The sequence below is a fragment of the Pseudoalteromonas sp. MSK9-3 genome (assembly GCF_003590335.1).
GTDB lineage: Bacteria > Pseudomonadota > Gammaproteobacteria > Enterobacterales > Alteromonadaceae > Pseudoalteromonas.
In genome coordinates, this window is the sequence record NZ_MIET01000046.1 from 201,002 (window position 1) to 221,496 (window position 20,495).

General features: G+C 40.8%; 19 protein-coding genes. 10 read left to right on the forward strand and 9 right to left on the reverse strand.

What is annotated here, in order from left to right; translation table 11 throughout:
• Positions 1 to 66: 66 nt before the first annotated feature.
• The 4 genes from BGP78_RS19625 (at position 67) to BGP78_RS19640 (ending at position 5,030) form a co-directional block, all read left to right on the forward strand.
• Positions 67 to 1,893, forward strand: coding sequence for an ATP-dependent DNA helicase (locus BGP78_RS19625; RefSeq protein ID WP_259386388.1), 1,827 nt, complete (start codon positions 67 to 69; stop codon positions 1,891 to 1,893).
• Between the two features lies 1 nt (position 1,894).
• Positions 1,895 to 2,578 (forward strand): tRNA (adenosine(37)-N6)-threonylcarbamoyltransferase complex dimerization subunit type 1 TsaB, encoded by a 684-nt coding sequence (gene tsaB / locus BGP78_RS19630; protein ID WP_119862978.1) that lies wholly within the window; start codon positions 1,895 to 1,897, stop codon positions 2,576 to 2,578.
• A 45-nt stretch (positions 2,579 to 2,623) separates the two neighbouring features.
• On the forward strand, positions 2,624 to 2,914 hold the full coding sequence (locus tag BGP78_RS19635; protein ID WP_147386100.1) for a hypothetical protein: 291 nt from the start codon (positions 2,624 to 2,626) through the stop codon (positions 2,912 to 2,914).
• 91 nt (positions 2,915 to 3,005) lie between these two features.
• On the forward strand, positions 3,006 to 5,030 hold the full coding sequence (locus BGP78_RS19640; protein ID WP_259386385.1) for an EAL domain-containing protein: 2,025 nt from the start codon (positions 3,006 to 3,008) through the stop codon (positions 5,028 to 5,030).
• Positions 5,031 to 5,034: 4 nt separating this feature from the next.
• On the opposite strand, the gene BGP78_RS19645 is transcribed toward BGP78_RS19640, so the two are convergent.
• The gene (locus tag BGP78_RS19645) at positions 5,035 to 6,324 is read right to left on the reverse strand and encodes an alkaline phosphatase (protein WP_119862981.1); all 1,290 of its coding nucleotides are present in this window, start codon (positions 6,322 to 6,324) and stop codon (positions 5,035 to 5,037) included.
• 131 nt (positions 6,325 to 6,455) lie between these two features.
• Here BGP78_RS19645 and BGP78_RS19650 point away from each other — a divergent pair, with 131 nt between their 5' ends.
• From BGP78_RS19650 to rnd, 3 genes are all read left to right on the forward strand, one after another.
• Entirely contained in the window at positions 6,456 to 7,319 is an 864-nt protein-coding gene (locus BGP78_RS19650; protein ID WP_119862982.1) for an alpha/beta fold hydrolase, read from the forward strand.
• Between the two features lie 120 nt (positions 7,320 to 7,439).
• On the forward strand, positions 7,440 to 9,092 hold the full coding sequence (gene fadD, locus BGP78_RS19655; protein ID WP_119862983.1) for a long-chain-fatty-acid--CoA ligase FadD: 1,653 nt from the start codon (positions 7,440 to 7,442) through the stop codon (positions 9,090 to 9,092).
• Positions 9,093 to 9,147: 55 nt separating this feature from the next.
• Positions 9,148 to 10,278 carry a ribonuclease D gene (gene rnd / locus BGP78_RS19660; RefSeq protein WP_119863076.1) on the forward strand — a complete coding sequence of 377 codons (1,131 nt, stop codon included), beginning with the start codon at positions 9,148 to 9,150 and terminating at the stop codon, positions 10,276 to 10,278.
• Positions 10,279 to 10,337: 59 nt separating this feature from the next.
• Here rnd and minE read toward each other — a convergent pair whose 3' ends face one another.
• From minE to minC, 3 genes are read right to left on the reverse strand one after another with little or no spacing between them, the layout of a single operon-like run.
• Entirely contained in the window at positions 10,338 to 10,607 is a 270-nt protein-coding gene (gene minE / locus BGP78_RS19665) for a cell division topological specificity factor MinE (RefSeq protein ID WP_010361933.1), read from the reverse strand.
• 1 nt (position 10,608) lies between these two features.
• Positions 10,609 to 11,418, reverse strand: coding sequence for a septum site-determining protein MinD (gene minD / locus BGP78_RS19670; RefSeq protein ID WP_119862984.1), 810 nt, complete (start codon positions 11,416 to 11,418; stop codon positions 10,609 to 10,611).
• A gap of 5 nt (positions 11,419 to 11,423) precedes the next feature.
• Positions 11,424 to 12,125, reverse strand: coding sequence for a septum site-determining protein MinC (gene minC / locus BGP78_RS19675; RefSeq protein WP_119862985.1), 702 nt, complete (start codon positions 12,123 to 12,125; stop codon positions 11,424 to 11,426).
• A 214-nt stretch (positions 12,126 to 12,339) separates the two neighbouring features.
• On the opposite strand from minC, the gene BGP78_RS19680 reads away from it, so the two are divergent.
• Positions 12,340 to 12,621, forward strand: a complete 282-nt coding sequence (locus tag BGP78_RS19680; protein WP_119862986.1) for a YcgL domain-containing protein — start codon at positions 12,340 to 12,342, stop codon at positions 12,619 to 12,621.
• On the forward strand, positions 12,614 to 13,630 hold the full coding sequence (locus tag BGP78_RS19685; protein WP_119862987.1) for a lytic transglycosylase domain-containing protein: 1,017 nt from the start codon (positions 12,614 to 12,616) through the stop codon (positions 13,628 to 13,630). Before BGP78_RS19680 ends, BGP78_RS19685 begins: the two co-directional genes overlap by 8 nt.
• A gap of 119 nt (positions 13,631 to 13,749) precedes the next feature.
• Here the strand turns inward: BGP78_RS19685 and cydB are convergent, their stop codons facing one another.
• The 3 genes from cydB to BGP78_RS19700 are packed head-to-tail and all read right to left on the reverse strand — an operon-like array spanning position 13,750 to position 16,645.
• Positions 13,750 to 14,748 carry a cytochrome d ubiquinol oxidase subunit II gene (cydB, locus tag BGP78_RS19690; RefSeq protein ID WP_119862988.1) on the reverse strand — a complete coding sequence of 333 codons (999 nt, stop codon included), beginning with the start codon at positions 14,746 to 14,748 and terminating at the stop codon, positions 13,750 to 13,752.
• Positions 14,741 to 16,084 (reverse strand): cytochrome ubiquinol oxidase subunit I, encoded by a 1,344-nt coding sequence (locus tag BGP78_RS19695; RefSeq protein ID WP_119862989.1) that lies wholly within the window; start codon positions 16,082 to 16,084, stop codon positions 14,741 to 14,743. The genes cydB and BGP78_RS19695 overlap by 8 nt, the downstream gene beginning before the upstream one ends.
• An 18-nt stretch (positions 16,085 to 16,102) precedes the next feature.
• Positions 16,103 to 16,645 carry a GbsR/MarR family transcriptional regulator gene (locus BGP78_RS19700; RefSeq protein WP_119863077.1) on the reverse strand — a complete coding sequence of 181 codons (543 nt, stop codon included), beginning with the start codon at positions 16,643 to 16,645 and terminating at the stop codon, positions 16,103 to 16,105.
• Between the two features lie 294 nt (positions 16,646 to 16,939).
• Between BGP78_RS19700 and BGP78_RS19705 the strand changes: the two genes are divergently transcribed.
• On the forward strand, positions 16,940 to 17,155 hold the full coding sequence (locus tag BGP78_RS19705) for a hypothetical protein (protein WP_119862990.1): 216 nt from the start codon (positions 16,940 to 16,942) through the stop codon (positions 17,153 to 17,155).
• A gap of 156 nt (positions 17,156 to 17,311) precedes the next feature.
• Here BGP78_RS19705 and BGP78_RS19710 read toward each other — a convergent pair whose 3' ends face one another.
• Positions 17,312 to 18,982, reverse strand: a complete 1,671-nt coding sequence (locus BGP78_RS19710) for an asparagine synthase-related protein (RefSeq protein ID WP_119862991.1) — start codon at positions 18,980 to 18,982, stop codon at positions 17,312 to 17,314.
• Between the two features lie 195 nt (positions 18,983 to 19,177).
• Positions 19,178 to 20,317: a Na/Pi symporter gene (locus BGP78_RS19715; RefSeq protein ID WP_119862992.1), complete on the reverse strand. Its 1,140-nt coding sequence runs from the start codon at positions 20,315 to 20,317 to the stop codon at positions 19,178 to 19,180.
• Positions 20,318 to 20,495 lie beyond the last annotated feature (178 nt).

Here is a 20,495-nt window from a genome sequence, read left to right on the forward strand (position 1 = left end):
TTTTCAGAGCAAGGTCCACTTGCTATAGCGCTTACAGGATATAAACCCCGTAAAGCACAAATTGATATGGCCCAGTCGATTTCTGAGACAATTGACTCGCGTGGGCAATGTGTTGTTGAAGCGGGCACTGGTACCGGTAAAACCTTTGCATATTTGGCACCTGCTTTATTGAGTAAACACAAGTGCATAATTTCAACTGGATCAAAGGCGCTACAAGAACAATTATTTCACCGCGATTTACCGGTATTACAAAAAGCGCTTAAGGCGGGGAAAAAAGTTGCGTTATTAAAGGGGAGAGCGAACTATCTGTGCAGTTATAGGCTGAACGAACATGTCACTAATGTCCCCACAGACGATCCTGATGTCATGCACCAATTGGCTATGGTTGCAAAGTTCGCGGCACAAACGCATACCGGGGACTTAGCAGACTGTGTGGGAATTGAAGAGGATGCCAAGGTTTTACCATATGTTAACTCTACTGCGGATAATTGTTTAGGCAAAGAATGTCCAGATTTTCAAGAATGTTATATTAGAAAAGCGCGCATTGATGCAACAGAATCAGACTTAGTGGTGATAAACCATCATTTGTTCTTTGCTGATATGGCGGTTAAAGAGCAAGGCTTTGCTGAGTTAATGCCTAATAGCGACTGTTATATATTTGATGAAGCGCACCAATTACCTGAAATAGCGAGTGACTACTTTGGTGAGTCTGTTAGCACAAAGCAGCTAGTCGGGCTTATCAACGATATTCGTTTAATTTACCGATCAGACATTCCTGACATGCTCCAGTTGGGAAAAACCCTAAATAAATTAGAGACGACAGTTGCCGATCTACGAATTGCATTTGGTAATGACGGTAGTCGCGGTGACTGGCGAGAAGCGCTCTCAGATAAAATAATGTGTGATGCATTGCATCGCGTTATTAGCGACTTGGACTTTTTGTATCAAGTGTTGAAGTTGTGTTTAGACAGAACAGATAAGATTGAACACCCGTTTGAACGAGTTATTAAGTTTAAAAATCAATTAGAACGAGCATTCGATGTATCTCAAACCGGATACAGTTACTGGTATGAAACAACACGGCGCTTTGTCACCATCCACATAACCCCACTTGACGTGTCGAATAAATTTAAGGAAATCGTAACCAAAACTGATGCAAGTTTTGTGTTTACATCGGCAACATTGTCAGTTGATCACTCATTAGAGCACTTTACCGCGAGTTTAGGGTTAAAGCCAACGCATGAAAGCATTGTGGATAGCCCATTTGATTATCAAAACCAAGCCTTATTATGTATGCCGCGTTATCTGCCCGAGAGCAGAGATGATGCGATGCCTCACATGTTGGTAAAAATTGCAAAGCAGTTAATTAATGCGGCCAAAGGTAGAACCTTTTTATTGTTTACCAGTTATCGAGTGATGCATTTAGTGTATGAGGGTCTGAATACGGCAACAGACTATCCTATTTTTATGCAAGGTCAATCATCAAAACGGATCATATTAGAGCAGTTCGTACGTAATGGTAACGCAGTGCTGATGGGGACTGCGTCATTTTGGGAAGGGGTGGATGTAAGGGGCGATACGCTAAGTTGTGTGTTGATTGATAAGTTACCATTTGCCTCACCGGATGACCCTTTGTTACAAGCAAGAATGAAAGATGCCGAAATGTTAGGCAAGGAACCTTTTGATGCGGTGCAATTACCTCAAGCCGTGATCAGCCTTAAACAAGGCGTTGGACGATTAATTAGAGATAAAAGCGACAAAGGTGTGCTTGTTATTTGCGATAATCGTTTAGTTACGCGAAAATACGGTGAAACATTTTTAAAAAGCTTGCCAAATATGCGACGAACACGCAATTTACAAGCGGCAACTCAATTCTTAGAGAATATAGAATAATATGACGTATAACCTTTTGGCCATTGATGCTTCCACTGAAGCGCTTAGTATCGCACTTAATTATAACGGTAAAACATTTCGCTTTTTTGAGGAGTGCCCTCAACAGCATAGCCAAAAAATACTTCCGCAAATAGAAGCCATGCTTAATGATGCCAACTGCAAATTGCAGGACTTAGATGGCATCGCGTTTGGTAAAGGCCCTGGTAGCTTTACAGGTGTAAGGATCGGAGTGGCGATTGCACAAGGGTTGGCATATTCGCAAGGATTGAAATTAGTAGGGGTCTCAACGCTGCAAACGATGGCGCAACAAGCCATTGACGAACATGGTGTTACAGGCGTGTTGGCCGGAATAGACGCGAGAATGGGAGAAGTCTATGTCGGTGCTTATGTTGCCGGTGATGATGGATTAGCTGATAGTACGCACGAAGAAATGGTCTGTGCACCAGACAGTCTAGCTAATATCAACGTAGATAGTGCGGTAGGTACTGCGTGGGTCACGTATCCAAAAGCCGCCTCAGAAAATAATTTAAAAGTATTAGAAGGTTCGGTACTGCCAGATGCATTTTATATGTTAAAAATTGCGGATCGTGCTTTTGCAAATGGTGAAACAGTCGATGCCTGTGATGCACAACCTAACTATGTTAGAGACACGGTAACGTGGAAAAAGTTGCCAGGAAAGGAATAATTCGGTATTTTTAGTTATACAGTTTGATTGGCGCAGCGTCATTTTATGCAAATGGTAACGGTTAGTAATAACCAATTTACATATCAATTAAAACCTATTGCTCGGGGGAAATCTACAGAGCAAGCGGTGAGTAGTGCTGCGCAGCCTAGCTCCCGAGTTAACAACTCGCTATCGGGCATTAAACTTGCCCAAGCTTTTCAAGAACACTCACGCTCCACGATTTATGATCAGCCCGACTTCAAAACAAATGTGGCGATTAACACCTATAAAGAGATAAATAATCAGGAACGCAGAGCAGATGTAGAAGCCCTGATTGGCGTAAATATCTACGCCTAGGTGTTTGAAATTATTTCACTTAAAAATATTCCTCGATGATTGTTTTATTCTCTAAGTTAGGTATGGTTAAAAGAAAAAGCTAGGGAATGTTTTGTTCAGATCGTCATTCAATCGATTTAATCAAGCAGCTGTTAAGGTGTCGTCTAACACGCTCGTGTTGTCGTTAAGGGAAGGATATATTGCATTAATTCCTTTTTTTATTGTTGCGTCTCTCATTACACTGATAAATCAATGGTTGGATATTGCAGCAAAAGGCTTTGATCATGACTACTTAAATCAATTTAACCAATTGGTTTGGGGTCTTTTTCCTTTATTTACGCTGATTTCATTTAGCTATCATTTAGCAAAAAATATAAAAATACACACCATTGCTGCCCCGATACTGGTTACAAGTTGTTTTGTTGCAACTACCGGGTATATTTTTGTCGACGAGCAAAGTCTACGCATTGATCATCGTGTTGGTGTGCTATATACCTTATTTATGCCCATCTTTTGTTGCTACTTACTCGCATATTTCGAGCGAACGCGCGCATTTAAAATTGTCGAAGTGAGTACAATTAGCTTATTTCTTAAAAAACACGTTAACCTCATTTTTCCGTATATGTTGGTTACCACAATTACGTTGCTTCTGTATCCATTTGTCGATCTGGCTGTAGACTATGTTTTGTCTTATTTAGCTTTAGATCAACTCGAGTTTAGTGCAGAAGATAAAGTCACATTACAGTTACTTGGTGCGCACCTATTATGGTTTTTGGGGGTTCACGGTGACAATACTTATCATATTTTGGTTTCGAGTGACCTTTCAGGTTTTATGGTTACGTCTGAGCTGATCAATTACCATTTTTTCAGTACATTCGTAATTTTAGGCGGTACAGGGTGTGTTTGGGGGTTAATAATTGCGTGTTTATTACTTAAAAAAGGTAACCACGAAAAGCATATTGCCAAGCTATCGGCACCACTGGCCGTGTTCAATATCAGTGAAGTGATGCTTTATGCACTCCCTATTGTATTTAACCCCTATATTTTAATTCCGTTTTTAATAGCTCCTGCGTTTAATGCCATTGTTTCATACCAATTGTTGGTGAATGGGTTTATTCCTATTGTGACCCAAGAATCTATACCTTGGTTTACGCCCGTATTTGTAAATGCTTGGATACTGACAGAAAGTTTGTGGGTAGTGCTATTGCAAGTATTCCTGATTGCAGCCAATGTGGCCATATATTATCCATTTTTGGTTGCACATCAGAAAAATAATATGTCTGGCAAAGCACTCGATATGCTAGTGAAACGTTACTCAGCCGGTCGAATGATTGAAGACCAAGCTGAAAGCAGCTTCGCGACGCACCATGCTAAGCAACAAATTTCAGGGCATAGCTTAACAGAAGTAACCGATGCCCTTAATAACGGCGCATTGACGCTGCACTATCAACCTAAAATTAATCCAGTGAGCAAAGAAATTGTGGGTTTCGAGGCGCTATTACGGTTGGTTAACCCAGACAAAAGTGTATCAGGACCATGGTTTTTGGAAACGTTAGGTGAGCATAACTTGCTGCATGTTATAGATAATTTTGTTATTGACCAATTGGAAGTAGATTTAGATACTTTTGCTCAACATGGACAATATCCAAGAGTGAGTTTTAACATATCACCGGATAATTTACTTTCGGGTGGTTATAAACGTGTGGTTAAAGCGTTCTCTCGATTCGCAGATCAAGTCGAAGTTGAACTCTTGGAGTCAAGTTATATTGAAGACTTTAGTAAAACGATGTCGATAGTTAATACACTTAAAAGTAATAAAATTCACTGCGCAATGGATGATTTTGGTACCGGATACTCTTGTTTATCCGTACTGTCTAAATTAAACATAGACACCATCAAATTTGATAAAAGTTTGTTGCCAGATCAAGATAATGAAAAAGCGGCGGTGCTGTATAAAAATCTTGCCGACCTTTGTGCACAGTTAGGGTTTAACACGGTTGCTGAAGGGGTTGAAACAAAAGAAGATGAAAGTGTCGTCAAAGCAGCAAATATTGGCTGTGTACAAGGTTTTCTATATTACAAAGCGATGCCAATAGAACAGGCTATTGACATCTATGGCACTAAAATCGAGAATTAATAAACTATCTAAGATAGTTTATTAATTTTTCTGCAATGTCAGTATTGTTTTGGGAACCAATAAAGTCTTGATAGCCATTGCCATGAGCAAAGACTTGAACATCAATGGCCGTATGCCCACCTGTCGTCCAACCTGTATAACTTGCTTTATTGATTATAGATTTGACCACGCTGTTAAGCGCATCTAGGCCCTCCGCTTTAGCTTGCTTGAGCTTTATTGCTGTCGATTTATTGTATGGGAGCTTAGTATGCGTTACCCATGTGGTTTTTAAATCTTTAGCATTGTGTAACGATTTGGCAAGCTCTCTGGCAGATTTAGAAACGCCTTGAACTACGTCACGCAGCCACAAGTACTTTCCGTCAGCACCGAGTGTTAATCCACCTGTAGAGTGATCTGCTGTTATCACCAGCAGTGTATCAGGGTTGTTGTCAACATAGGCTTTGGCTAATTTAATAGATTGCGCAAAATCGTGCATTTCATGCATAGCACAAGCGATATCATTCGCATGGCCACACCAGTCTATTTGACTCCCTTCTATCATAACGAAAAAACCTTCGTCTTTACTTTTATCAAGTAAAGACAGGGCTTTCTTGGTCATAATTTCTAACCGCTCAGGGTTTTCGTCAATGGCATAAGGTAACCCCTTGTCAGCAAATAACCCTAGTGCTGGCAGTTTATCAATGTCTGACAGTGTTGAAAAAGAGTCTGAGTATTGATATCCCGCTTCTTGAAACTCTTTGACTAAATTACGGTCTTCGCGCAGGAAATATTGCGTTCCTCCCCCTAAAAGAAGGTCTACAGGCAATTTACCGGCTATTTTGTTGTCAAGATAGTCATCTGCTATCTCATTATAATTACGTCTTGATTCGTTATGTGCCGCGAAACTTGCTGGCGTCGCATGATTAATTTGCGACGTCGCTACCAAGGCGGTCGTCATGCCTTTTTCTTTTGCAATTTCTAGCATGGTTTTCAACGGTGCTTTGTGTGTATCAACTGCGATAGCGCCATTATAGCTCTTTTTTGCTGTACTAAGCGCTGTAGCGCTAGCCGCACTATCGGTGACTACGGTGTCGTCTTCTGGGTATGTATGAGCCATCCCTACCAGGATCTTATCGAATATGGTCGGATCGACATGTTTGGTATTGGGGTTGTCCATATAATAGCGATAAGCTGTTGTGTAAGCGGGGCCCATGCCATCGCCAATCATATAGATGATATTTTTTGGTCCGGCCAGCGCAGGTGAGCTGCATGCAAGCGCAACGCCTGCCGTTATGAGGCGCAATGTATTTCTCATGATTACTTCCTTAAGATTCCCGTGGTTATACATAGCGCAGTCTAATCACAAGTTGTGACATTTAACTTGTTATAAGACAGCTATGTCAGGCAAGATATTAAATTATAACTTCCACAAAGAATACGGAAATAATGAACATTGATGAAAAAAATACGATAAAGCGTCTAGCTGATTGTGGAGTGGCTGCTCAGATCTATGGAAATGGGCCTCAATGGGTGATTTGTTTGCATGGTTGGCTAGATAATTCTAATAGTTTTGTGCCGATGGCTAATTTACAGAAGCCGGGTTATAGGTGGCTCATGATTGACTTACCCGGTCATGGGCAATCACAGTGGCGAGGCAAAGATGCGCATTATTACTTTATTGATTATGTTTATGACTTACTGGTCGTCTTAGATAAGTTAAATATAGAAAAATGTCATTTAATTGGGCACTCATTAGGGGCGCTGGTATGCGGTATGTTTACTACACTGTATCCGCAACGAGTTAAGAGCTTGTCTATGATTGAAGGAATAGGCTTAATGTACTCGGACGAAGCTGATATCAAGATGCAAGTAGTGCAGTCATTCAAACAAAGACAGCATATTAGCGCTAAGGAGGTAAAGTACTTTCCAACCTTTAAAACACTGGTACAGGCAAGAGTGACAGCGTCTGATTTTGGTGAAGAAGAAGCTAAGTTACTTATGAGCAGAAATAGTGAGGAACGAGAAGGTAAAATCTGTTTAACGACAGACCCTAGGTTAAAGACTCATTCAGCGTTTAGATTTAGCTTAGATCAGAGTATGCACCTTTTTAAAGGCATTAGTATACCAAGCTTGCTTATTTTAGGGGATCAAGGGTATGACTTTGCTAAGGCAAATTTAGAGGTATTTAAAGCCGGCTTTTGGGATCTGCAGGTTGAAATTGTTGAGGGAGGACATCATTGCCATATGCAAAATCCAGTTAAGTGTATTACGCATATTGAAACACACCTGAACACAATTAATGGAACGTGATTGTATATTTATACGAAATATGGGAATATCTCTCGGTTAGAGTATTTGCTCAATTGTTTATGCGCCTTATTTCTATTAAGGTAAAGTATTAAAAAAATAAAGAGAACACAGGAGCTAAGAGTGGAAAAAATCTGGCTAAAGCGCTATCCGGAAGGGATGCCTGAAACTATCGACCCAGAGCACTACAACTCGTTGCTTGAAATGTTTGATAAAAGTTTTACAGAGTTTGCGTCGTTACCCGCTTATACCAACATGGGTAAGACGTTAACCTATCAACAAGTAGATGAAGCAACTAAATCTGTTGCGAGTTATATTCAAAATGATTTGAAATTAGGCAAAGGCGACAAGGTTGCCGTAATGATGCCTAATTTGTTACAAACCCCGATTTCAATCTTGGGTATATTGCGTGCAGGGTGCACAGTGGTAAATGTAAACCCACTTTATACGGTTAGGGAGTTAGAGCATCAGCTAAATGACTCAGAGACTAAAGCTATCTTTATTCTTGCTAACTTTGCTCAGACACTGCAAAAAGCGTTACCCAAAACGTCGGTTAAGCACATTGTATTGACTGAAATTGGCGATATGATGGGGGGCTTTAAAAAACACCTAGTAAATTTTGTAGTGAAGCGCGTTAAGAAAATGGTACCTGAATTTAGTTTACCAAAGACGGTACCTTTTAAAGACGTTATGGCTGCAAACCCAGATTTATATAAAGTGCCAAATATCGCATTAACCGATCTTGCATTTTTACAATACACTGGCGGGACTACGGGTGTATCGAAAGGTGCAATGTTGACGCACGGCAATATGGTTGGAAATCTTGAGCAGGTATCGGGTTGTTTAGATAAGGTGCTAGACAATGGCAAAGAAGTTGTTATTACAGCGCTTCCGCTTTATCATATATTTGCGCTAACAGCGAATTGCTTAACGTTTATGAAGTATGGTGGTCACAACATTTTGATCACGAATCCGCGTGATATGCCTGGCTTTGTGAAAGAGCTTGCAAAGCATAACTTTACAGCGATCACCGGAGTAAATACTTTGTTCAACGGCTTGTTGAACACGCCAGGGTTTTCAGAGTTAGACTTTTCTAATCTTAAGATGTCACTCGGCGGCGGTATGGCTGTTCAGCGCCCTGTAGCTGAAAAGTGGCAGAAGGTGACAAGCAGTAAGTTAATGGAAGGGTATGGCTTAACTGAGTGCGCACCGCTTGTTACTATTTGCCCGTGGGACTTAGATGGATATAACGGCTCTATAGGTTTACCTGCGCCCAGCACTGAACTGAAAATAGTATTAGAAAATGGGCAAGAAGCAGGAAAGGGCGAGTCTGGAGAGTTACTTGTAAAAGGCCCTCAAGTCATGGCCGGGTATTATAACAGACCCGATGCAACAGCCGAATGTTTAAAAGATGGCTGGTTCGCAACGGGTGACATTGCAACTTATGATGATGAAGGGTTTTTCTATATAGTAGATAGAAAAAAAGACATGATCATTGTATCAGGATTTAATGTCTTCCCAAATGAAATAGAAGAAGTGGTTGCCATGCATGATGGCGTACTTGAAGTTGCTGCGATTGGTATACCTCATGACGTAAGTGGGGAGCAAGTTAAAGTATTTGTTGTGAAAAAAGATCCATCGTTGACAGAAAAGGATATAATTAGCCATTGTCGAGATAATCTTACGAATTATAAGGTTCCCAAATTGGTAGAGTTTCGTGAAGAACTCCCAAAAACGAATGTCGGAAAGATACTTCGTAGGGCCTTAAAGGAGTAACTAAGGAGCCGGCACTAGCCGGCTTTTTTATGTACAAATGTCACTAGGAGTGAACGTGCAGTATCAGTTAATCACCACACAATCGCAGTTGAACCAGTTTGTATCATCAATATCTACAGCGAAAATTTTAGCAATAGATACTGAGTTTATGCGCCGTCGTACCTTGTATCCAGAAGTCGCCCTGATCCAAGTTTTTGACGGGACACACCTAGCGTTAATTGATCCTCTTTGTGAAATTGATTTTGAGCCATTTTGGCAGTTATTAAACAACGATAAAATATTAAAAGTACTACATTCACCTTCAGAAGATATTGAGGTTTTTCAAAAGTTCGCAGGGTTTGTACCACATCCAATGTTTGATACTCAATTTGCATTGCAACTGCTTGGTGAAGGGAATTGTGTTGGCTTTGCAAGTATGGTTAAGACATTACTTGATGTTGAAATAGATAAAAGTGAATCTCGGACAAATTGGCTACAAAGGCCATTGACTGAGAAGCAGCTCGATTATGCAGCCAGTGATGTATATTACTTGTTACCTTGCTTTGAAAAAATCATTGCACAAATTTCTGAGAAGAAACTAACTGAAATTGTGATTCAAGAGTCGCAGTTAATTGCCGTCAAACGTGCATTTGAAACACCGGATGAATATGTTTATCTAGATATTAAAAATGCATGGCAATTGAAACCAAGAGATTTAGCCGTACTTAAAGAGTTAGCGGCATGGCGTAGAAGCAAAGCACAGAAGAAGAATTTAGCTTTAAGTTTTATTCTTAAAGAGCACAATATGGTCGAAGTCGCAAAGCGTAGACCAAGTTCATTAAATAGCTTACGTAACATTCCGGGTATTGAGCTTTCTGAGGTTAATCGTTCAGGAAAAGAAATTATTCAATGTGTTGAACGTGGCAAAGCGATACATGAATCAAACTGCCCCGAAAAGCTCTTGAGGCTTATTGATTATCCAGATTATAAAAAAGCGGCGAAAGATATATCAAATACCATTAAGAATGTTGCAGGATCCGCATGTATTCCTGCAGACGTTTTTGCCTCTAAAAAACAAATCAATCAATTGTTGAGTTGGAGCTGGAAGAAAACAGCAGAGGAAAGGGCGGTATCTCTTAAGCCTGATCTTTTGCAAGACTGGCGCTATGATTATGTTAAAAAAGCACTATCTCAGTGGGATGTGTAATTAGAGTTAACGCTTATATAAAGTCAAAGGCGCTATTAAGTTAGCGCCTCTTATGTGAATTACTTTTCTTCTTTTACATCATCAGGAAGAGTCACATTGAGTTCTAACACTGCTAAGTCATCTTCGTTTTGTTCAAACTGAACATTGACGGCATCTGAGTCAACTTTCACATACTTACGAATAACGTTGAGTATGTCTTGTTTCAGCTGTGGCAAATAATCAGGTGTTCCACGTTTTGAACGTTCATGTGCAACGATTATTTGCAAGCGCTCTTTAGCAAGCGACGCACTGCTTTTTTTCTCTGAACGGAAATAATCAAGTAGCGACACATTAACCTCCAAATATCCGTTTTAGTAAGCCTTTCTTTTCAACTGCTAGGAATCTAAAGTCAATTACTTCGCCCAACAATCGGTTAATAGCATCGCTATATGCTTGCCCAGCGTCAGACTCGCTGTCTAGCACGACCGGTTGGCCTGAGTTAGACGCATTCAGTACCGCGGTTGATTCAGGGATAACACCAAGTAAATCAATGGCGAGAATATCTTGTACATCTTCAACAGACAGCATTTCACCATTTTCAACGCGCTCTGGGTTGTAACGAGTGAGTAGTAAGTGCTCTTTAACTGGCGCTAAACCTTGCTCTGCACGTTGTGATTTACTCTGTAGGATGCCCAAAATACGATCCGAATCTCGTACTGAAGATACCTCTGGGTTTGTTGTGACAATGGCTTCATCGGCAAAATACAAGGCCATCATCGCACCCGCTTCAATACCTGCGGGTGAATCGCAAATAATATAGTCAAAGCTTTCTTTCATTTCAGCTAAAACTTTTTCTACACCTTCTCTGGTTAGCGCATCTTTATCTCGGGTTTGAGACGCTGGGAGAATAAACAGTTTCTCTACACGTTTGTCTTTTATGAGGGCCTGATTTAAGTTCGCTTCACCATTGATCACATTAACGAAATCATAGACTACTCTGCGTTCACAACCCATGATCAAATCTAAATTACGTAAACCAATATCAAAGTCGATTATGGCAGTTTTGTACCCTTTTAGGGCAAGGCCTGTACCAATTGCAGCGCTAGAAGTTGTTTTTCCAACACCACCTTTACCTGATGTTACGACAATAATTTTTGCCATCTGAATTATCCTTTGACCAAAGCGGTAATTTCTAATGAATCATTAAGTTGTTTTACTTGGGCAGGATTGCCCCAGTGTTCACCTTGTAGTGAATCACTGATCCAATAACTGCCGTTGATAGAGACCAGTTCAGCTTCAAGTCGCTGGCAATAAATACTTGCCTCTTCGTAGCCTTGTGCGCCAGCGATGGCTCTACCACGTAGTGTTCCGTATATATGTATGTTGCCATCAGAGATGACTTCTGCACCGTGACTCACTGACCCCATAACAATTAGGTCTCTGTCTTTAGCATATATCTGCTGACCAGATCTTACCGTCGCTTGAACAATTTGAGCGGGTAAGTACACAGGCTTTTCTACGATTTCAGTCGTTGATTGAGCTGAAACAGCTGGTTTTGTATCTTTACTATAGTTTAATACCGAAAGTTTAGCTGCTTTAGCTTGAATATGCTGCTGTTCGGTTCCATTGCAAACACCTACGGGGTTGAGCTGCAGATCCGACAGAGTTTGTTTTAATAATACAAAGTCAATATCGACTTCTTGTATTTCTGCCAAGTTAACGACAATCGATGCACCGTAAAAGAATTTAGGTGCTTGGGAAATCTTCTCATCTAATTCACTTCTAAGCCGTGCGATGTCGACGGAGAATAAGTGCAAAACAGAAAGGGTGAATAAGTTTCCTTTTAACTCAAATATTTGATCTGACATAAGCGCTCTAATAACTATACAAACTCAAGAAAGCTCAAAGGGAGTAGGGGGGAACTTTTCAGGTTAAATAACACCGTTCACCTTACATCACTTTGTATTAATATTATTGTTTGGCCCTGTATTTAATACGTCTGAGCGTCGCAAAACTTTCCAAATATAATGTCTGTCATGGTATAGTGCCAGTTAGACATAAGCAAGAAATTATGGGTGTATAATGCTTACCGCCGTGTATAAAAGTTCAAAAAAAGCCGATACCTATCTTTATATCGAAAAACGTGATGATTTTAGCAAGATACCGCAGCCTTTGATGGATATGTTCGGGTTACCTAAGTATGTGATGATGTTTGATTTATCAAAACGTGAAAAGTTGGGAATTGCTGATATAGTGTTGGTTAAGGAAAAGTTAAGCGAAGATGGTTTTTACTTACAGATTCCGCCGCCAGAAGAGAATTTATTGGATCAATTTAAGGCCCATAATGGAGTAGACCGTGATTAAAAGAGCTTCCTTATTACTTGCATCGGTTGTGTTATCAACGGCGAGTTACGCAAATACGCAAGAAAAATTTGATTCTTACGTGGCTCAATTGAAGCAAGAAGCCCAAGATAAAGGTTACGAACAGTCGTTAATTGATACTGCATTTGCGACTGCAAAGTTTAAGAAGAAAGTGATTAAAGCTGATAAAAATCAGCCTGAAGTCGTTGAAACACTAGAAACGTATTTACCAAAACGTGTGCCTCAATGGAAGATAGATCGCGCTCGTAAATTATACAAAAAACATCAAGTTGAATTAGAAAAAATTGCACAAGAATATGGTGTGCAAGCAAGGTTCATTGTTGCGTTATGGGGCCTTGAGAGTAATTTTGGCCGTATTCAAGGTGGTTATTCCGTTATTAGTGCATTAGTTACGCTCGCTTTTGATGGTCGCCGTGAAGCGCTTTATAAGCGACAACTATGGGCCGCGTTAGATATTTTGAAAAGTGGCCATATATCGTTAGATAAATTTAAAGGCTCGTGGGCTGGGGCAATGGGCCAAACACAGTTTATGCCAACCTCTTTTAATGCTTATGCCGTCGATTACAATAAAGATGGACGTAAAGATATCTGGACGACAGAAATAGACGCATTCGCGTCTATCGCAAATTACTTAAAGCAGGCGGGATGGAATGACGACTTAACATGGGGTCGTCAGGTTAAACTGCCGCAAGGTTTAGACCAAAGTTACGTGCTTAAACGAGGCACAAAAACGCGCAAGCAGTGGCTTGGGTATTGGAAAGATTCAGAGCGTTCACTTGCTAAATGGCAACAGCTTGGACTACGAAAAGCGGATGGATCCAATTTGCCTAACGTTAATATTACAGCTGCGCTTGTAATGCCAGACGATATCAATGGCAGAATGTACTTGGCGTATGACAACTATAAAGCCTTGATGCATTGGAACCGCTCATATTACTTTGCGACGAGTGTTGGCTATTTGTCTGACAGAATTGCTTACCCAAAAATCTGATTAGATTATATAGATAATACCTGTGTATAAAAAAGGCAGCCTTCCAACAGGCTGCCTTTTTGTTTAGGCTACTTCAGTTACTGCTAGCGCCTTCAAGTGTGATATGTCTCGGTAACCGCTTAATAGTAAGAGAGCGGTTGTACTTTTCCCCAAAAAACGCGATATGAAAATATCGTATATATGATGATTGTCGGTACAACAACAATCACACCATAGAGTAAAAAGTTTAACGACTCAGGGGCTGCGACGGCATCAAAAATTGTAAGCTGCCCAGGCACAACATAGGGATAAAAACTATATGTGAGCCCAAAAAAGCACAATATAAATATCACTGCCGACAATGCAAAGGGCAACCAGCCTCCTTTTTTAGTGTTAAGCTTCAGTGTTTGTAGAATACGGTCTTGAACAACAAACAGTGCTAAACACAAAACAGGCAAGGTTAGTAATACAGCCAGTGTTGGGGATTCAAACCATGCTTTATATACGTCGCTATTTATAAGAGGGTTCACTATTGATACGGCAATGACACCGATAAAGGTAACCCTTCCGGCAAACTGGCACCAGTGTATTGCCTTGGACTGGAGTTCGCCTTCGGTTTTTAACACTAACCAAGCTGCTCCAATCAGAGTGTAAGCACCAACCACGCCAGCGCCGCTAAGCAGTGCGAATAACAGTGACAGCATTGATGTTTCAAATGACATGACATAAAGCCCAAGCATAAACCCTTGCATAAATGCGGCGAGTATTGAGCCTAGCTTAAACATAGTATCCCAAAGTTTTTTGTGTTTTACTTTTGCTTTCGCTCTAAAATCGAATGCAACACCTCTGATGATCAAGCCAATGAGCATAACGGTGATTGGTAAGTAAAGCGCTTGTAAAATGATGCTATGTGCCATGGGGAAGGCAATTAACGCAAGACCAACAGCAAGTACAAGCCATGTTTCATTGGCATCCCAAAATGGACCAATTGACGCGATCATGGTGTCTGCATCAGTATCATTATTGGTCGGTAGTAATATACCCACACCTAGATCGTAACCATCTAAAATCGCGTAAACAAGAATAGCCAGTGCCATGAGTCCGCCGTAAATATAAGATAACATTTCAGGGTTAAGCATGGCGCACCTCTTCAACGATTGAGTAATCATACTCTTCAACTTGCACTGCTTTATCTGCGGTATAGAAAAGTGTTCTGATGTATAGAACCAATAACACGATATAAACTAAGAGATAAGCGGCCAGCGATATAGCGACGTTACTTGAAGCAACGGTGGTTACTGCCTCTTCTACCGTAAGTACCCCAGAAACTAAATAAGGCTGACGGCCAATTTCTGTAACATACCAGCCAGCAAGGGTCGCAACCCAACCTGAAAAGCTCATTGCAACGAGTATTTTGAGCTGCCAGTGGCTGAGTCGTTTATTTCGCCATAATGATAAGCGTGTTATGAAGGCAACGGCTATCATGAGCATTCCCATGCCTACCATGATTCTAAAACCAAAAAATACAGGTTTCACAGGTGGATGGGCTCCTTCGAACTCATTTAGCCCTTTAATCTCGCCATTAAGGTCATGAGTTAATATTAAACTTGCGGCTTTGGGGATCTCTATTGCAAAGTCGTTTGTTCGGGTGTCCTCATTTGGAATAGCAAATAATACTAACGGCAACCCCTTTTGTGTCTCCCAAGCCCCTTCCATTGCTGCAACCTTTTGCGGTTGATGTTGTAACGTATTTAGCCCGTGTAAGTCACCTACAAAAATTTGTAATGGCGCTAATAAACAGGCAACAGTCAAAGAAACTTTTAATGTCATGTTTGGCGCATGCTTATTGTCTTTTTTGAGTAACCGATAACTACTGACCCCTGCAATTAGAAATGCAGCAGTTAACCCGCTTGCGAGTAACATATGAAAAAATCGATAAGGAAATGAAGGGTTAAAAATGACAGCTAACCAATCTGTTGGATAAACAATACCATTACGCAGTTCAAAGCCAGCAGGTGTCTGCATCCAAGAGTTTAAAGAGAGGATCCAAAATGCAGAAATAGTAGTGCCGACGGCAACAACAATAGTGGATAAAGTATGAACTCTGGGTGATACACGATTCATCCCAAACAGCATGACACCAAGAAATGTCGCCTCCATAAAAAAGGCTGTCAGTACTTCATAGCCCAATAGTGGCCCTGCGATATTCCCCACCTTTTCCATAAAACCAGGCCAGTTTGTCCCAAACTGAAATGACATGGTAATGCCACTGACAACGCCCAAAGCAAACGTTAATGCAAAAATTTTAACCCAAAATCGATAGGCCCTTAACCAAACAGGGTGGTTTGTAATATCGTATCGTACTTTAAAAAAAACGAGAAACCACCCAAGCGCAATGGTTATGGTAGGAAACAAAATGTGAAAACTGATATTGGTAGCAAACTGTATTCGTGACAATAATAATGTATCAAGCATGATCACCTCTGCTTTATATTATTTTCTAAGAAGCTTATCTTTTAGGTCAATGACTTTACCAACAGAAGACCCTAGCTTCATCAGTGTTTGTAACTGCTCAGGAGACAAACGTTGCAGCTCTGCTGACCATTTAGTAACGGTTTCTAAAAGATCATGGATGGATTGCATTTGTTCTTGTGCGTATTTTTCCTCGGCTGAGTTCGCGTTATCTAAAATCTGATCGCGAAGCAAGGTTAGTGTTGGGTCAATTTCGCGTTTTCGGCGTTCTTCAAATACTTTATTAGCTAGGTCCCAAATTGACCCGTTCGGTGAGTAGTACTCCTTTCTATCCCCTGGGATATGGTGTACTTTGGCGAGCTGCCAAGATTGTAACTCCTTGATCCCCATACTCACGTTACCACGGCTAATTTTTAGTGCATCGGCAATTTCATTGGCAGTAAGTGGCTTTTCATTAATCACAAGTAAACCGACCATTTGTCCTATGGTGCGATTGAAACCCCAGCGACTGCCCATTTCACCGCAATGCAGCACAAAGTTTTCTATTTTTGGTGATAAATTCATAGTTATTAAACTTTCAGTAATTATTGAAAGTTTAATATATAGCGATGCTTGATTTCGATCAAGCTTTGTATGAAGTAATTTCAATAAAGATATATCTTTCTCTGTTTAATGCTCGTACTAAGTAGTAACAGGTGTTTTTTCGTGCCCACTATGAGGCATATGTTGGCTATCAATGATAGATGAAAGTAACTACGAGTTTAGTGTTTTAACAAAGTGAAAAATTATCAATTGTCGAAATTATATTGATGTTTTAGTATTTTGTGCTCAATAAATGAACTAAAAGGATCTTTAACAGTGAAACTCAAAATCAGCAAAAAGAAGCTTAAAAATTTATCAGAAGATATGTCTAAGCTACCTATGGGACAGACACCAAATGTGCAAGGTGGCACGGGATCTTGGCCTTCGCCAGCAACAACTACAATGCCAGAAAGAAACTGTACTTCAGGTTTTGCTTGCGCAACGCTGCCACATGCTTTGATGTGCCAACCAGATTACTCTAAACGCTGCTAGTCATTACTTAAAAGTGGCGACGACACTTTGAATTTAGATAAGCACCATCATCGGTGCTTATTTTCAGTACAAAATGTGTCAGTGTTATGTTTCATGGTTTGAAACCTTTAACTTTCTTTTTTATAAAAAGATAAAACCAAGTAACTGGTTTAGTGGTCATTTTAGAAGGTGCTGCCAAACCGCTGCTAAACCCAGTGCATGTGCCAATGTACCTGCCTTCTCCATTTCTTCATAGCAATCTCGCATGCTTTTCGCATTGTCGATACCAACATACTTGAGTACGGCACATAAACTATGAGAAGTATGGTCACTATATTTGTACTGGAACATAGGCGCTGCACTTTTTCCGAAAAAATTATTCAGGCCTAAGCGAGACGCAAGCCCAGGGTAACGTTGGAAAAGCGTCAAACCTTGGTTTAGGGGTTTGGAGGTTTTATCCCACTCTATGTCACCCAGTTTTGGCGATAGCTTGCAAATTGCTTTACGGTGAAATGCACTACTTAATTTATAGCGTGCTGGGAGTGAACCAATTGAACTGACGACTTCTGGAGATAGAAAAGGGTGGGTGCGATTATAGTCTTCATCGAGTAACTGCTGACCAGCAACAACCATGCGGGCAGCCCGTACTCTTAGATAGAAATTATCGGCGTATTGAGCCGCGCTAAATGCATTGTCATTTAATGCCAAGAGTAGCTCTGTTACTTGAGACTGTAGTTGTTCAGCATGCTGAGGAAAGAGGGTATAAGCAGCACTGGCTGTTTTGCCATATTCTTCGGTTATGTATCGCTGAACCCGTGGCATTGTAAGTTTGTTTAAACATTTCAAACCAAAAGCTGAGAACCCAGGCATTCCCCTATCATAATAAAATGCACGGTAGGTTTCAGCGCCGGTCCCTGTTAACAGCGTGTGATGTTTGGTTGCTTCAATCAATGATTCATCAATGAGTGCATGTGCATGGTGAACGGGTACTTCACCTTGACCTGCAAACGCAATCCGGCGGCTGTTGGCTTCTGTGATATGACCGTTTAAGTCGGTGCTGGTGATCAAAGATATATTGCAAGCTGCTGCTAACTCATTCGCTATTCTCGCATCCGCGCTGAGCTTGTTGCCGTAACATAAGGCGGGTAATTTGACATTAAGTGCTTCACAGCAGGCAAGAATGAGCCGCGAGTCAAGTCCACCTGACAGAGATAGCATTGGGTTTTCGCAATTGGTGACGCTACTCCTTACAGACTCAACAACGGCCTCAAGGGCATCTTTAAAGCGTGTTGTACTTTCTCGAGGAAAGCAAATGAGTGGGTTTGTGGTTAATTCAAAAAGTCGCTCAGACGTGAGTGATAAAGAAAATGTTGAACTCGCGCCAATGTGTTGAGTATCTTTTAAGATACTGGATTCATTAAATAACTGGCCAAAAGTGAGCATACAGCGCATTGCATCTGTATCAAGAGATAATGGTTTTCCCAATTGTTTCACGAGGGCCTGGCGACTGGATGCAATAATAATGGTGTCATCACATTGATAAAGAAATACAGGGAATAACCCAAAGCTGTCACTGCCGGCAAAAACGGTTCTTGTTAGCTTGTTGATAAATATCCAGCTTCTCCCAGCGACGGAAGGGGATTGATTGTCTTGCACGTTGTGCCAAATGTTCGCATCTTGATGTTTTTGCGCTACATCACCCCAAATAACGAGGTGGCCCCAGTCATTCTTCATTTGCACAATTGCGTGTTTGTCGTTATTACAGTCATGTTCAACATCGTACAACGGCGTTGATGAGTTAACATTTATGCCCTCGATTAGATTAAATTTAACGCTGAGTTGTGACATATCAAGATCCTACCTGAAGTAATATCAATAGGTATAGCATGTCGCATGCCATATTACACAACGTTATGAGTAACTATCTTTCAATAGCTTAGAGGCGTACCGAGGTTGGGGGGGATTATGGTTAGCAAATTGCAAAGCAGTTTAAAAGTAATAAGTCAGCGAAAGCTGAGCTTATTACTTTTATTTAATATTAATTTATCGAACAGCCATCATGATGATACCCGGTACAACAAAGAACGAGCCTAATACATAACCAAGCGCTGCCGGTTTATTGTTAGCACCTATTTTTGCAAGCTTTTCTGCCATGATAAGGGGTAGCTCTCGCAGTGTTGGAATACCATAGATAAGCGCAACAGCAAAGACGTTGAACATGACGTGTACTAAAGCGATAGTTAATGCCACTTCTGCTGCTGGACCTGAAATTGATGTTGCCGCAAGTAGCGCTGTAATAGTTGTGCCAATGTTGGCCCCTAATGTGAAAGGGTAAATTTGTCTTGTATTAAACACACCGCTACCAGCAAGTGGGATCATAAGGCTTGTGGTCGTTGAAGAAGACTGAACCATAATTGTGACGGCAGCACCTGAGGTGATACCAGCAACTGGGCCACGGCCAATGGCACTGTGAAGCAAGTCTTTTGCTTTGCCTACCAGCGCTTTTTTCAATAGTTTACCTAACGTCGTTACTGCAAACAGGATCAGTGCTATACCAACAACAACCATAGCAACGCCTACAGCTTTGCCATCCAAAAAGCTAACAGCATCTTTTACTAAGCCAACTGCTGGCTTGACGAGTGGTTTGATAAAGTTATAGCTTTTAAGTGATAAATCAGCATCACCAACAAATAAATGAGACAGGCTTTCAGCTAACTTTTGTAACACACCAAACATAATTTCAAGTGGTAAAAATATCGTAACGGCAAGTAAATTAAAGAAATCGTGAACCGTAGAAGCGGCAAATGCTCGTTGAAACTCTTCTTTAGAGCGTATGTGACCAATTGAAACGAGCGTGTTAGTAATAGTAGTACCAATATTTGCACCCATGACCATTGGAATTGCGATGCTAATTGGTAAGCCGCCGGCAACTAGCCCGACGATGACCGATGTAACAGTCGACGACGATTGCACAAGCGCTGTGGCAAGCGCACCTAAGAGTAATGCGACAAATGGGTTAGTAGCAAATTCGAAGATTTCTTTTGCACCGGCACTGCCGCCAGATGCGAGTTTAAAACCACCGCTTACGGTACCAACAGCAACTAGCACTAAATAAACTAAAAATGCAATTGCTGCCCAATTTATAACTTTTGAAAATAACGAATTCTGGTTTGATTCACTCATTGTGTGTTCTCAAGTGTGTGTCTAGCTTTTGGTTAGCTAATATGACGTTTTTATTTCAGGGAGGATTAGAACATCTAAATATTACAGAAATATTTCAATACATTCATAAAAGGCACAAGCAGCACGCAGACATGAGTATTTTTGCAAAAAACGGACTATCTATTTCCTGTGCATCTTG

What these genes read in the sequence shown, in the direction of transcription:
- BGP78_RS19700 (WP_119863077.1), bottom strand. Translation starts at nt 16,645, where the DNA reads ATGAATTTATCACCAAAAATAGAAAACTTTGTGCTGCATTGCGGTGAA.
- cydB (WP_119862988.1), bottom strand. Translation starts at nt 14,748, where the DNA reads ATGCTTAACCCTGAAATGTTATCTTATATTTACGGCGGACTCATGGCA.
- BGP78_RS19625 (WP_259386388.1), top strand. Translation starts at nt 67, where the DNA reads ATGGCCCAGTCGATTTCTGAGACAATTGACTCGCGTGGGCAATGTGTT.
- BGP78_RS19680 (WP_119862986.1), top strand. Translation starts at nt 12,340, where the DNA reads ATGCTTACCGCCGTGTATAAAAGTTCAAAAAAAGCCGATACCTATCTT.
- BGP78_RS19695 (WP_119862989.1), bottom strand. Translation starts at nt 16,084, where the DNA reads ATGCTTGATACATTATTATTGTCACGAATACAGTTTGCTACCAATATC.
- minD (WP_119862984.1), bottom strand. Translation starts at nt 11,418, where the DNA reads ATGGCAAAAATTATTGTCGTAACATCAGGTAAAGGTGGTGTTGGAAAA.
- BGP78_RS19645 (WP_119862981.1), bottom strand. Translation starts at nt 6,324, where the DNA reads ATGAGAAATACATTGCGCCTCATAACGGCAGGCGTTGCGCTTGCATGC.
- BGP78_RS19710 (WP_119862991.1), bottom strand. Translation starts at nt 18,982, where the DNA reads ATGTCACAACTCAGCGTTAAATTTAATCTAATCGAGGGCATAAATGTT.
- tsaB (WP_119862978.1), top strand. Translation starts at nt 1,895, where the DNA reads ATGACGTATAACCTTTTGGCCATTGATGCTTCCACTGAAGCGCTTAGT.
- BGP78_RS19715 (WP_119862992.1), bottom strand. Translation starts at nt 20,317, where the DNA reads ATGAGTGAATCAAACCAGAATTCGTTATTTTCAAAAGTTATAAATTGG.
- BGP78_RS19650 (WP_119862982.1), top strand. Translation starts at nt 6,456, where the DNA reads ATGAACATTGATGAAAAAAATACGATAAAGCGTCTAGCTGATTGTGGA.
- minC (WP_119862985.1), bottom strand. Translation starts at nt 12,125, where the DNA reads ATGTCAGATCAAATATTTGAGTTAAAAGGAAACTTATTCACCCTTTCT.
- BGP78_RS19635 (WP_147386100.1), top strand. Translation starts at nt 2,624, where the DNA reads ATGCAAATGGTAACGGTTAGTAATAACCAATTTACATATCAATTAAAA.